The 13,037-nt window shown below is 63.0% G+C and carries 13 protein-coding genes and 1 riboswitch; of the genes, 7 read left to right on the top strand and 6 right to left on the bottom strand.

Features of this window, described 5'->3' with window-relative positions:
• The first annotated feature begins 14 nt into the window (after positions 1-14).
• From AB3G31_RS19000 to AB3G31_RS18970, 7 genes are all read left to right on the top strand, one after another.
• Positions 15-1,025: a TRAP transporter substrate-binding protein gene (locus tag AB3G31_RS19000; protein ID WP_367850387.1), complete on the top strand. Its 1,011-nt coding sequence runs from the start codon at positions 15-17 to the stop codon at positions 1,023-1,025.
• Between the two features lie 57 nt (positions 1,026-1,082).
• Complete coding sequence (locus AB3G31_RS18995) at positions 1,083-1,676, top strand: TRAP transporter small permease (protein WP_367847620.1); 594 nt, start codon at positions 1,083-1,085, stop codon at positions 1,674-1,676.
• A 17-nt stretch (positions 1,677-1,693) separates the two neighbouring features.
• On the top strand, positions 1,694-3,022 hold the full coding sequence (locus tag AB3G31_RS18990; protein ID WP_367847619.1) for a TRAP transporter large permease: 1,329 nt from the start codon (positions 1,694-1,696) through the stop codon (positions 3,020-3,022).
• Positions 3,023-3,177: 155 nt separating this feature from the next.
• Positions 3,178-3,262: riboswitch (S-adenosyl-L-homocysteine riboswitch) on the top strand.
• A gap of 71 nt (positions 3,263-3,333) precedes the next feature.
• Positions 3,334-4,776, top strand: coding sequence for an adenosylhomocysteinase (gene ahcY / locus AB3G31_RS18985; RefSeq protein ID WP_367847618.1), 1,443 nt, complete (start codon positions 3,334-3,336; stop codon positions 4,774-4,776).
• Positions 4,777-4,824: 48 nt separating this feature from the next.
• Positions 4,825-5,832: a TlyA family RNA methyltransferase gene (locus AB3G31_RS18980; RefSeq protein ID WP_367847617.1), complete on the top strand. Its 1,008-nt coding sequence runs from the start codon at positions 4,825-4,827 to the stop codon at positions 5,830-5,832.
• A 3-nt stretch (positions 5,833-5,835) separates the two neighbouring features.
• Positions 5,836-6,675: a methylenetetrahydrofolate reductase [NAD(P)H] gene (metF, locus tag AB3G31_RS18975; RefSeq protein ID WP_367847616.1), complete on the top strand. Its 840-nt coding sequence runs from the start codon at positions 5,836-5,838 to the stop codon at positions 6,673-6,675.
• Positions 6,676-7,192: 517 nt separating this feature from the next.
• Positions 7,193-7,585 carry a VOC family protein gene (locus tag AB3G31_RS18970; protein WP_367847615.1) on the top strand — a complete coding sequence of 131 codons (393 nt, stop codon included), beginning with the start codon at positions 7,193-7,195 and terminating at the stop codon, positions 7,583-7,585.
• Positions 7,586-7,769: 184 nt separating this feature from the next.
• On the opposite strand, the gene AB3G31_RS18965 is transcribed toward AB3G31_RS18970, so the two are convergent.
• From AB3G31_RS18965 to AB3G31_RS18940, 6 genes are all read right to left on the bottom strand, one after another.
• Positions 7,770-8,072 (bottom strand): hypothetical protein, encoded by a 303-nt coding sequence (locus AB3G31_RS18965; RefSeq protein WP_367847614.1) that lies wholly within the window; start codon positions 8,070-8,072, stop codon positions 7,770-7,772.
• Between the two features lie 14 nt (positions 8,073-8,086).
• Entirely contained in the window at positions 8,087-8,383 is a 297-nt protein-coding gene (locus AB3G31_RS18960) for a DUF6172 family protein (RefSeq protein WP_367847613.1), read from the bottom strand.
• Between the two features lie 164 nt (positions 8,384-8,547).
• A complete protein-coding gene (gene ushA / locus AB3G31_RS18955; RefSeq protein WP_367847612.1) occupies positions 8,548-10,197 on the bottom strand; it encodes a bifunctional UDP-sugar hydrolase/5'-nucleotidase UshA in 1,650 nt (549 codons plus the stop codon).
• 14 nt (positions 10,198-10,211) lie between these two features.
• Positions 10,212-11,057, bottom strand: coding sequence for a 2OG-Fe(II) oxygenase family protein (locus AB3G31_RS18950; RefSeq protein ID WP_367847611.1), 846 nt, complete (start codon positions 11,055-11,057; stop codon positions 10,212-10,214).
• Positions 11,058-11,086: 29 nt separating this feature from the next.
• Positions 11,087-12,079 (bottom strand): nucleoside hydrolase, encoded by a 993-nt coding sequence (locus AB3G31_RS18945; protein WP_367847610.1) that lies wholly within the window; start codon positions 12,077-12,079, stop codon positions 11,087-11,089.
• A gap of 24 nt (positions 12,080-12,103) precedes the next feature.
• Positions 12,104-13,033: a ribokinase gene (locus tag AB3G31_RS18940; protein WP_367847609.1), complete on the bottom strand. Its 930-nt coding sequence runs from the start codon at positions 13,031-13,033 to the stop codon at positions 12,104-12,106.
• Between the last annotated feature and the right edge of the window lie 4 nt (positions 13,034-13,037).

Raw genomic sequence — 13,037 nt, 5'->3', positions numbered from 1 at the left:
CCACCATGCACCCCATTGCCCGCCGTACCTTGGTCCAGGCCGCCATCGCCGCCGCCACCCTGTGTGCCGCCACCGTCGCTTTCGCGCAGGCTCCCATCGTCATCAAGTTCAGCCACGTGGTCGCCCCCGACACCCCCAAGGGCAAGGGCGCACAGCGCTTCAAGGAACTGGCCGAAGAGCGCACCAAGGGCAAGGTCAAGGTCGAGCTGTACCCCAACAGCCAGCTGTACAAAGACAAGGAAGAACTGGAAGCGCTGCAGCTGGGTTCGGTGCAGATGCTGGCCCCGTCGCTGGCCAAGTTCGGCCCGCTGGGCGCAAAAGAATTCGAGGTGTTTGACCTGCCGTTCCTGTTCAAGGACGACGCAGCATTCCGCGCCATCACCGAAGGTCCGCTGGGTGCCGAGCTGTTCAAGAAGCTGGAGCCCAAGGGCATCCACGGCCTGGCCTACTGGGACAACGGTTTCCACATCATGAGCGCCAACAAGCCGCTGCACACCGTGGCCGATTTCAAGGGCATGAAGATGCGTATCCAGAGCTCCAAGGTGCTGGACGCGCAGATGCGGGCACTGGGCGCGATCCCACAGGTGATGGCCTTCAGCGAGCTGTACCAGGCCCTGCAGTCCGGCGTGGTGGATGGCACCGAAGGCGTGCCGTCCAACTTCTACACCCAGAAAACCTATGAAGTGCAAAAGCACATCACCCTGTCCAATCACGGCCACCTGGCCTACGCGGTGATCGTCAACAAGAAGTTCTGGGACGGCCTGCCCGCCGACATCCGCACCACGCTGGAAGGCGCGGTCAAGGATGCCACCACCTATGCCAACGCGATTGCCGCCACCGAGAACGTGCAGGCGCTGGAAAAAATCAAGGCCAGCGGCAAAACCACCGTCTACACCCCCACCCCGGCCGAGCTGAACGAGTGGAAGAAGGCGCTGATGCCGGTGCACAAGGAAATGGAGGCGCGCGTGGGCAAGACCACCATCGATGCCGCCTACAAAGCCACCGGCTTCGTGGCCCCCAAGTAACCAAAAAAATCAGCCCCCGCCGTGGCTTTCCATGGCGTGGCGATTTTTGGAGAACCCATGTTCAATCGAATCCTGAACCACCTGGAAGAGTGGCTGATCACCTTCCTGATCGGTGCCGCCACCCTGGTGATCTTTTTCGCGGTGGTGCACCGCTTCTTGAGCGGCGTGCCCTACATCCAGGACTATGCCGTGCGCATGGACGTGAGCTGGGCGCAAGAGCTGTGCATCTACATGTTTGTGTGGATGGCCAAGTTTGGTGCCGCCTATGGCGTGCGCAACGGCACCCACGTGGGCGTGGACGTGCTGGTGCGCCAGCTGCCCCCCGAAAAGGCCAAATGGTTGGTGCTGTTCGGCCTGTTGGCGGGTGCGCTGTTTACCGGTGTGGTGGCGACCCTGGGGGCGCATTTCGTGTGGGAAAACGGCTTCCACTACGCGCTGTTCCACCAGCTGGGCCTGGAGCTGGGCGACGTACCCGAAGGCCCCACCTCGCCCGACATGGAAATCCCCACCTGGATCGCCTATTCCTGCGTGCCACTGGGTTCGTCGCTGATGTGCTTTCGCTTCCTGCAGGTGGCCTGGCACTTCTGGCAGACCGGTGAAGTGCCCCATGCAGCCCATACCGTCGCCGGTGTCGACGAAGAAGCCCACTGAGCCGCCGGAGACTGTTTATGAATACCCTTATCATTTTTTCCCTGCTGGTGGTCTTGATGGTCACCGGCATGCCCATCTCGATCGCGCTGGGCCTGACGGTGCTGACCTTTCTGTTTACGCTGACCGACGTGCCTGTGGCCTCGGTGGCCTTGAAGCTGTTTACCGGCATCGAGAAGTTCGAGATCATGGCCATCCCGTTCTTCATTCTGGCGGGCAACTTTCTGACGCACGGTGGCGTGGCCAAGCGGATGATCAACTTCTGCACCTCCATGATCGGCCACTGGTACGGCGGCATGGGGCTGGCGGGCGTGCTGGCCTGTGCACTGTTTGCAGCCATCTCCGGCTCGTCGGTGGCCACCGTGGTGGCGGTGGGCTCCATCATGCTGCCTGCCATGGTCAAGCAGGGCTATCCCAAGCAATTCGGCGCGGGTGTGATTGCCACCTCGGGCGCACTCGGCATCTTGTTCCCGCCGTCCATCAACCTGGTGATTTACTCCATCGCCACCGCCGGTATGAACGGTGTGGGCCCGCACGGCGAAGCCGTCAGCTCGGCCTCGGTGGGGCAGCTGTTTCTGGCCGGTATCGTGCCCGGCCTGTGCCTGTCGTTTTTGCTGGGCGTGACCACCTGGTGGCGTGCCAAGAAGCTGGACTACCCGCGCATGCCCAAGGCCACCTGGCGTGAGCGCTACCAGGCCTTCCGCGACAGCATGTGGGGTCTGCTGCTGATCGTGGTGGTGATCGGCGGCATCTACAGCGGCAAGTTCACCCCCACCGAGGCAGCGGCCATGGCGGCGGTGTATGCGTTCTTTATCTCGGTGTTTGTCTACAAAGACCTGAAGCTGAGCGACGTGCCCAAGTCGCTGCGCAGCGCCGCTGCCATGAGCTCCATGCTGCTGTACATCATCACCAACGCGGTGCTGTTCTCGTTCCTGATGACCTCCGAGCAAATTCCGCAGGCCATGGCCGCGTGGATGAGCGCCCAGGGCTTTGGCCTGGTGGCATTCCTGCTGCTGGTGAACGTGATTCTGCTGGCCGCCGGCAACTTCATGGACCCGGCGGCCATTGTGCTGATCATGGCCCCCATCCTGTTTCCGGTGGCCGTCAAGATGGGCATCCACCCGGTGCACTTCGGCATTTTGATGGCCGTCAACATGGAAGTGGGCCTGTGTCACCCTCCCGTCGGCTTGAACCTGTATGTGGCATCGGGCATTACCAAAATGGGCATCAGCGAGCTCACCGTCGCCGTCTGGCCCTGGCTCAAAACCATGATCGGCTTCTTGCTGGTGGTGACGTTCTGGCCCAGCCTGACCCTGTGGCTGCCACGCCTGCTGGGCATGGTGAACTAGGCACGGCGATGGTCCGTATCCAAAAAAACCTCCTTCGGGAGGTTTTTTTATGGGTGCTACAAAATAAGTAGCTGCTCTCGCTTATCCATCGAGCGCCAGGGGCCAATTTGGCCCGCATCCCACAGGACGGGTGCAAGTCAACCGTATAATCTGCCACTTCCGAGGAGCGCTGCAACCTTTGGTCACTACCAAAGTGTGAGGCTCGGAACCCGTATCCTTTGATAACGGCGCTCACCCACTGCCAGCAGGGTGAGTCGAGTTGTTCCCCGTTCTGCTGCGCAGTGGCTGTACCAACCTCTATTGGAGCCACCATGAACGCAGTTCTCAAGTCTGTTTCTCCCGTTTCCACCGCCGACCAAGCCATTGCCGACCTGTCCCTGGCAGGCTGGGGCCAGCGCGAAATCCGCATTGCTGAAACCGAAATGCCCGGCCTGATGGCCATCCGCGAAGAATTCGCCGCGGCCCAGCCGCTGAAGGGCGCGCGCATCACCGGTTCGCTGCACATGACGATCCAGACCGCCGTGCTGATCGAGACCCTGCAAGCCCTGGGTGCCACCGTGCGCTGGGCTTCGTGCAATATTTTCTCCACCCAAGACCACGCAGCTGCTGCCATTGCCGCTGCCGGTACGCCGGTGTTCGCCATCAAGGGCGAGTCGCTGAAAGACTACTGGGACTACACCCACGCGATTTTTGACTTCGGCGCCAAGGGCACGCCCGGCGAAGGCCCGAACATGATCCTGGACGACGGCGGCGATGCCACGCTGCTGATGCACCTGGGCCAGCGCGCCGAAAAAGACCTCTCCGTGGTGGCCAACCCCACCAGCGAAGAAGAAACCCTGCTGTACAACGCCATCAAGGCCAAGCTGGCCGTGGACCCCACCTGGTACACCCGCAAGGCCGCTGAAATCATCGGCGTGACCGAAGAAACCACCACCGGCGTGCACCGCCTGAACGAAATGTCGGCCAAGGGCACGCTGCTGTTCCGCGCCATCAACGTCAACGATTCGGTGACCAAGAGCAAGTTCGACAACCTGTACGGCTGCCGCGAATCCCTGGTGGACGGCATCAAGCGCGCCACCGACGTGATGATTGCGGGCAAGGTAGCCGTGGTGGCCGGTTACGGCGACGTGGGCAAGGGCTCGGCCCAAGCCCTGCGCGCACTCAGCGCCCAGGTGTGGGTCACCGAGATCGACCCCATCAACGCCCTGCAAGCCGCCATGGAAGGCTACCGCGTGGTCACCATGGAATACGCCTGCGAACACGCTGACATCTTCGTGACCACCACCGGCAACAAGAGCGTCATCACCCACGACCACATGCTGCGCATGAAGGACCAGGCCATCGTCTGCAATATCGGCCACTTCGACAACGAAATCGAAGTTGCGGCGATTGAAAAGTACCAGTGGGAAGAGATCAAGCCCCAGGTCGATCACATCACCTTCCCCAGCGGCAAAAAGATCATCCTGCTGGCCAAGGGCCGTTTGGTCAACCTGGGTTGCGGCACCGGCCACCCCAGCTTTGTGATGTCGGCCAGCTTCGCCAACCAGACCATCGCCCAGATCGAGCTGTTCACCAAGAAGGACGCGTACGAAAACGGCAAGGTCTACGTGCTGCCCAAGCACCTGGACGAAAAAGTCGCCCGCCTGCACCTGAAGAAGGTCGGCGCGATGCTGACCGAACTGACCGACGAGCAAGCCGCGTACATCGGTGTCTCCAAAGCCGGCCCGTACAAAGCCGAAACCTACCGCTATTAAAGCGTTCGCTCCCCCGCAACGGGGGAGTTTTTATCTTCTAGGAACCCGATGCGTGCAGACCAATTGTTAGTAGAACGCGGCATGGCCGCATCCCGTTCGCAGGCCGTGCGCCTGATCACCGGGGGGATGCGCTGGTTCGACGGCATCAAATGGCGCACGGTGGTCAAGAACAAGGACGATATCCCCGAAGACGCGCCGCTGGAGCTGCTCAACGATGCCGAGGCGCGCTACGTCTCGCGCGGCGGGCTCAAGCTGGAGGCCGCTCTCAAACACACCGGCCTGGATGTGACCGGCCTGTACGTGCTGGACGTGGGCCAAAGCACCGGTGGTTTCACCGACTGCCTGCTGCAGGCGGGCGTGGCCCAGGTGACCGGTGTGGACGTGGGCCATGCCCAGCTGCACCCCAAGCTGCGCGTCGATGCCCGGGTGCTGTGCGTAGAGGGCCTGAACGCCCGCTCGCTCACCCCTGAATCCCTGCAGGAAGCCTGCGAGCTGGTGTTGTCTGAGCACTGGGTGCCCCCCACCGTGGACGACCCCGAGCCCGAGGCCCCCTACAGCTGGATGCGCGGCGGCGGTGAAGTCACCGACTACGACGACAGCGACGACGCAGACGATGCCGAGATCGAGGCGCACATCGCCCAGGCCACCGGCAAAGTCAACGCGCGGCCTCTGGAGGCTGAACCCGCCGCCGACGCTGCCCCCAAGCGCCACCGCCGCAAGGCCGGGCTGGACGGTGTGGACACCACGCCCGAGTTCGACCTGGTCACGGGTGATGTGTCGTTTATCTCGCTCACCCACATCCTGCCCGCGCTGGTGCCCTTGCTGCCGCCCGATGGCCACCTGTTGATGCTGGTCAAGCCGCAGTTCGAACTGCAGCCCGGCCAGGTCGGCAAGGGCGGCATCGTGCGCGACCCGGCCCTGTACGCCGTGGTGGAAGCGCGCCTGCGCCAGTGCTGCGCCGAAGTGGAGCTGGAAGTGCTGGACTGGTTTGACAGCGTGCTCGAAGGCGGCGACGGCAACCGTGAATTCTTTATTTATGCAAAAAAGGCGGCATGAGCCATGGCCAAGAATATTCCCCTGAGTCTGGAGTTTTTCCCTCCCAAAACGCCTGAAGGTGCGGCCAAGCTGCGCACCGTGCGCCAGGCCCTGTACGCCCTGAAGCCCGAGTTCTGCTCGGTCACCTTTGGTGCCGGTGGTTCTACGCAAGAAGGCACTTTTTCCACCGTGGCCGAGATCCTGGCCGAGGGCGTGTCGGCCGCCAGCCACTTTTCGTGCGTCGGTGCCACCAAGGCCACCGTGCGGGCCCAGCTCGCCACTTTGCGCTCCATGGGCGTGAAGCGCCTGGTGGCCCTGCGCGGTGACCTGCCCAGCGGCTACGGCGCAGGCGGTGAATTCCACTACGCCAGCGACCTGGTGGCCTTCATCCGCGCCGAAACCGGCAATGCCTTCCACATCGAGGTGGCCTGCTACCCCGAAGTGCACCCCCAGGCCAAATCGGCGGATGCCGACCTGAACGCCTTCGCCATCAAAGTCCACGCCGGGGCCAATTCGGCCATGACGCAGTACTTCTACAACGCCGATGCCTACTTCCGCCTGGTGGACGACGCCCGCAAGCTGGGCGTGACCATCCCGGTCGTTCCCGGCATCATGCCCATCGCCAGCTCGTCGCAGCTGATGCGCTTCAGCGACGCCTGTGGCGCCGAAATCCCCCGCTGGATCCGCCTGCGCTTGCAAGGCTTCGGTGACGACACCGCCAGCATCAAGGCCTTCGGCCTGGAAGTGGTCACCGACCTGTGCGAACGCCTCATCAAAGGTGGTGCACCCAGCCTGCACTTCTACACCATGAACCAGAGCGTGGCGACGCTGGAGATTTGCAAGCGGTTGGGGTTGGGTTCGTAAATGGACGCAGCTTGGCGGGAGGCAGCCTGGTGGGGTCAGATCCCCATTGCGCGACTGACCACGCCGATGTGGGACCGGTCGAAAACCGAAAAGGGGCTCTGACCCCTCCCGGCTGTTGTCCATGCGAGCGGTCAAGGTCTGACCCGGTCCCCAGGTGGTCAGCACGAACGCTGATTGGCATATTCACCAGTTCAAGAAAAAAGTGCCCCTGGCGCATATTCCATAAGCGGTAGTAGCTATGGATAAGAGAGCGTTTCACGGCTTTACGTTTTGAACCACAAACTCCGTTGCTTGGACGTTTTCATAGGCTCGCCTCGCTACATACTGGGCTATCGTTTGGCCGCGGGGTTTAGCAGAGTTTTCATAGCTGTACAAGACCTGGACTCTCCCGCGAACAACCAGTTACCAAGCCACTTACAGGATATTTCGATGGTTCATTTAAGCCTCATTCGTCGAATTAAGCCGCAGGTTTTGCGGTGTACATCACGTTGGGCGTCATAGGAGCGGAGGAACTGCCGTGTTCTCGCACATCTTCGTGAGCGTCAAAGACTTCGATCGAGCGTTGAAGTTCTATTCCGAAGTCATGCTCGTTCTTGGTAACGAAGCTCGCTTTTGCGAGCCCGAGAAACCCTGGGCCGGTTGGCACAGTGAAGGTCGCTCGCGTCCCTACTTCGTTATCTGCAAACCCTACGACGGGCACCCACACAACCCAGGTAATGGGCAAATGGTCGCGTTCCAGGCGAAGGATAGAAATACCGTCGAGGCAGCTTACGAGGCTGCGCTGCGCACCGGAGGTACCTCGGAGGGGGCGCCGGGATTAAGGCCTCAGTACCACCCAAACTACTATGGCGCCTACTTCCGGGACCCAGAAGGAAACAAGGTTTGCGTGGCCAGTCATTGCGAGCCGTAGCACGCGGGGCGTCGAACAAGGAGGCTGTGTGTCCGGGCCACCAATGGCGCCCAACCATTCAATCAACCGGATATGCCCCGGCAAGCCGGGTCATACTGGCTATCTCAAACTTTAGGCGGCCCAAGCCTGAACCTATCAGCCTCAGACGGTCGCTGAACGCCTATTCAGTGCTCGCTCGCCACCCTCATCCCGTCAAAAACCGCCCCCGAAACGCCTCGCAAAACTGCGGCGTACCCGTCAGTGAAAGCGTAAACGTCTGCCGCGTATGCCCAGCCACTACCTCTGATTGCTGCTGCACCTGAAAGTCCCACTCCCCACCTTCCTCCAGCGGGGCCTGCAGGCCAGGAAAGGCGGCGTGGGCCCAGTCCAGCACTTGCTGGATTTCGGCTTGCACGGCGGGCACCTGGGCGGGGGGGACGGAGGCCATGGCTTCCAGGGATGCGCAGCCGTGCTCGTCTTCGCTGGTGTCGAAGTCGAGGTAGTCCATGGACTGAATGCTTATTACGCGGCGCTGGGTTTGGCGGTGCGCACGCCGTTTTTGGCGATCAGCTCGATGTAGAACGATGCGCCACCGGCAGCGGCCACGTCGTCGATCAGCTTGGTGATGGTGGCGAAGTGCACGACCACGGCGGTGTCGGCGCTGGTGCCGAAGCGGCAGTCCCAGTCCCAGTAGTCCACGCCTTCGGGCAGGGCTACGCGCAGCTGGCGTTTGACGTATTTACGGATGTCGTGCTTGGTGGCTTCGACCACGCGGTCGCGGTTTTTGCCTTCGATATTCAGGGGGAATGTTTTTTTCACAGGGTGCCTTTGAGAAGCCCATACCGTCCTGTGTGGACGGTCCTGGGCAGGCGCTCGATTATGGGGCCTGTGCGCCCGCAGCCAATTTCAACTTAATCGCTATTGAATAAATAGCTGCTCACGCCCATGGAATGAGCGTGAGCGGTCTATTTCTTATAAATTTTCTATTTGCGCACCACCGCATCGCCCGGCGCAAAGTCGGCGGCCTTCAGGGGGCTGTGCGAGGTGATGTAGCCGCGCAGCACGTCGGCATCCACAAAGCCGGTGTTGGTGTAGCTGGGGTGGGCCAGCAGCTTGGGGTAGCCGTCGCCGCCCACGGCCTGGAAGTTGTTGACGGCCATGCGGTAGGTGGTGGTGGGCTGGATGGGCACGCCGCGGATGCTGGCGCTGCTGACTTTGCCATCGGCAATGACCAGCCGGATGCCCGCAAACTGCGGAAACGCGCCCGAGCCCGCCGTCATTTTGGCGGTGGCGTTGAGGTAGTCCATCACCTCGGCGCCGGTGAACTCCACGGTGGAGATGGTGTTGCCAAAGGGCTGGACCTTGAGCACGTCTTTGTAGGTCAGCGGGCCTGCGGGCAGGGAGTCGCGCACGCCACCCGAATTGACCACGGCGAAGTCGGCCTGGGTTTTGGCCAGCATCGACAGGCCCACCAGCACGCCCATAGCGGCAGGCTGGGCGCGGATGATGCTGCGGTCGCCTTCGATGCGGGCATCGCTGCTGCCCACGGTGATACCGAGCTTTTCCTGGCCGATGTTCTGGTAGGGCGTGAGCACGGCCAGCATGGCCGGGTCTTCGGCGATCTCGCTGGTGTAGTAGGCCTTGGCGGGCTTGCCGTCGGCTCCCTGTACGGTCTTTTTCAGGTTGATGGGGATCAGCGCGTAGTGCACCAGCTTGAATTCGCCGTTGCGGTAGGTGAAGTCGGCGCGGCCCACGTACTTGCCCCATTCGTGGGCCTGCACGATCCAGGTGCCGTTTTGCCGATCGGGCGCGCAGGGGGTGCCGGGCACGTATGCTTCGTCGCGCACGTTCTCGGCTTTCATGCAGACCGGGTTTTGCGAGTGGCCGCCGACCACCAAGTCGATGCCCTTCACAGCACGGGCCATTTCCACATCGCCCTGGGCCTGGCTGCCGTGCTGGCCGTTGGGGTAGTGGCCCATGTGGGTGGCGGCGATGACCACGTCGGCTTTGGCGCGCAGCTCGGGCACGACCTGGCGGGCTTCGTTGACCACGCTGCGGAATTCAACGTCCTTGACGTTGTCGGGCAGCACCATTTTGAAGGTGTCTTCGGTAGTCAGGCCCATGACACCCACGCGGACACCGCCGACGTTGAAGATCTTGTAGGGCGCAAACATGCGCTGGCCGTGGTCGTAGATGTTGGCCGACAGCATGGGAAATTTGGCCATATCGCGCTGCATTTGCAGCACGGCGCGGGGCTTGTCGAACTCGTGGTTGCCCACGGCCATGGCATCGAAGCCCAGCAGGTTCATGCCCTTGAAGTCAGGCACGGCATCTTGCAGGTCGGACTCGGGCACGCCGGTGTTGATGTCGCCGCCGCTGAGCAGCAGCATGGAGCCACCGGTGGCGGCCACTTCCTTGCGCACCTGGTCCACCACGGTTTTCTGCGCCGACATGCCGTACTCGCCATCGCCGTTCTTCCAGAACCGGCCATGGTGGTCGTTGGTGTGCAGGATGGTGATGTTGTAGGTTTTGTCCTTCTCGGGGCCGGGGGCCAGGGAGGAGCAACCGGCCAGGGCAGCGACCAGCAGGGCCAGGGCAAGACGGGGGTAGGGGTGGGGTTGCAGTGCGCGCATGGAAACTCCGAAAATCAGGTTTTGGGTCCGCGCAGCTCGGCCATGCGCTCGTCGAAATACTTTTGCACGGTGTAGCGCTCGGACAGCACCACGTCGCGGCGCGGGTGCAAAAACAGCGGCAGCGACACGCGCGACTTGAAGCGGCCTTCGCCCATGGGGTTGAGCACGCGGTGGGTGGTGGACGGGTAGTAGTGGCCCGAGGCTTCTTGCAGCATGTCGCCGATGTTGACGATCAGCAGGCCGAAGTCGCAGGGCACGTCGTACCAGGCACCGTCTTTGCCCAGTACCTGCAGGCCGGGTTCGGTGGCGGCGGGCAGGATGGTCAGCAGGTTGATGTCGCCGTGCGCAGCGGCGCGCACACTGCCGGGCTCCTCGTTGCCACGCAGGGGCGGGTAGTGCAGCACGCGCAGCAGGGTCTGGTCGCAGCCCTCGATCATTTGCGGCAGGGGTTCGGTGTAGCGGGCGCGCACCTCGGGGGGCGAGTTGTCTTCGACCCACTTGAGCAGTTCGGCGGCCAGGGCGCTGCCTTGGCTGTAGTAGCGGCGCGCTGCATCCGACACCTCGGCCGGGTACCGGCCCCAGGGGTAGATGTGGAAGAACTCCTTGAGGTCGCGCTTGTCGTTGCCTTTGGCGGTTTCCGACACGGCGGGCGAGAAGTAGCCGTCGAATTTGACCGGGTCTTGCGCGTACTTGTGCTTGGCCTCGGAGCCAAAGAACGCCAGCCACTCGGCGTAGATGCCGTCTACCAGGTGCTGGTCGAGGGGGTGGTGCGACAGCACGCCAAAGCCTGTCTCGTGCAGGCTTTTGCAAAAGTCTTGCGCGGCGGTGGCGCTGAGGTAGTTGACGACGGGGAACTGCATGGCGACCTCTCCTTGGAAGAACGATAGGACTACTTGGGCAGCCAGTCGGACATCAGCATTTCTTCCAGCACGGCGTTGCAGGCCTCGGCTTGCACCTGCATGCACACCTGGGTGGGCGGGGTGTCGGCCCAACCGGCCTGGGGGTGGAAGATGTCTTTGCGCTTCATCATGGTCTGGCCGTTGGCAATGCCTTCGGTGGCCACGCGGATACCGCCGGACTCGATGGTGAACAGCTCCGGGTTGACCAGGTAGATGAAGGCCAGCACGTCGTGCCCAAAGCAGCCGTGGATCTTGGCCACATGCGGGTAGATGCCGCTGTAGAAGTCGGCGTAAAAGCTCACGGCGTGGTGCAGCACGTCGGTGGCGATGTGCTTATGGTGGTCGGCAATTTTCTTGAACAGTGCCAGCGGCACGATCACGCGGTGGGTCACGTCCAGGCCCACCATGGTGAGCTTCCAGCCTGCGCTGAACACGTGGTCGGCGGCGTGCGGGTCGTTCCACACATTGGCTTCGGCCACGGGCGAGACGTTGCCGGGCTCGGTTATGGTGCCCGCCATCAGAATCACTTCTTTCAGCAGCTTGGGCAGAGTGGGCTCCAGCTTCAGGGCCAGGCTCAGGTTGCCCAACGGGCCTACGGCCACCAGGGTGATTTCACCGGGATGGGCCCGGGCCATGTCGACGATGAACTGGGCGCTGGAGCGCGGGTCGAGCTGGTTGGTGGTAGCCACGCGCGAGGGCAGGTTGCCCAGGCCGTCGGCTCCGTGGATGAAGGCCGGGGGCGCTTCGCCGGGCTTGACCCAGGGCGTGGCCACGCCTTTGGTGACGGGCACGGTCTTGCCTGCAATGGCGGTGAGGTACAGCGCGTTGGTGGCGGCTTGCTCCACCGTGACATTGCCAAAGGTGGTGGTGATGCCCACCACGTCGATGGCCGGATGCGCCAGCGCGAAGTACAGGGCCATTGCGTCGTCTACGCCGGGGTCGGTGTCAAAAATAACTTTGGTGGGAGCTGTGGAAGAGGTCATGGCGGGTACTCAGATAAAAACAGTTTAGGCGGGGAATCCGCAAAATTCTCGCAGCGCGGCCTCGGCTCCGGTGGGGGTTCCACTGGCAACGAGGGCCTGCACTTCGGCATGCGTGGGGATGCTGGACTGCGCACCGGGCCGGGTGCAGGCCAGGGCACCGGCGGCGCTGCCGTACTGCATGGCCAGCGCCAGCGGGTGGCCCAGAGACAGGGCGGCGGTGAGGGCGCCGCAGAAGCTGTCGCCCGCCGCGGTGGTGTCCACCGGCGTGACGGGGTAGGCGGCTTGCAGCAGGATCTGGCCGTTGAGCCGTGCGCAGCAGCCCCGGTGGCCCAGGGTGACGACCACGCAGGCGGTGTCCAGCCGGGCCAGGCATTCAGCAATGCTGCCGTTGTGCTGGGCCACGCTGGCGAGTTCACCTTCGTTGACTACCAGCACATCCACCGCGGCCAATAGGTCGGCGGGCAGCACCTGGGCGGGAGCGGCGTTGAGCACCACCTGCACGCCCTGGGCACGGGCGGCCTGGGCGTAGGCTGTCACCGTGTCCAGCGGGGTTTCCAGCTGCAGCAGCAGGTGGCTGAAGCCCGCCAGCGGCGGCAAATGCGTGGGCTGCAGGCTGGCGTTGGCACCCGGGGCGACGGTGATGGCGTTTTCGGCATCGTCGGATACGCAGATGAAGGCGGTGCCGGTGGGCTGGTCGGGGCTGCGCACCACGTGCTGCACCACACCAGCATCGGCGAGCGATGCCTCCAGCGGCTGGGCAAACGCATCTGCGCCCAGCGCCAGCAGCATGTGCGTAGCGGCACCGCCCGCACGGGCGCAGGCGATGGCCTGGTTGGCCCCCTTGCCGCCGGGGAAGGTCTGGAACGCGCGGCCCAGCACGGTTTCACCCGGTGCGGGGATGTGGGCGGCGCGCACTACAAAGTCAAGATTGGCCGAGCCAGCAACAAAAATCATGGAG

It is taken from the genome of Rhodoferax sp. WC2427 (assembly GCF_040822085.1).
GTDB lineage: Bacteria > Pseudomonadota > Gammaproteobacteria > Burkholderiales > Burkholderiaceae_C > Rhodoferax_B.
This window is presented reverse-complemented; position numbering and strand designations above follow the sequence as displayed.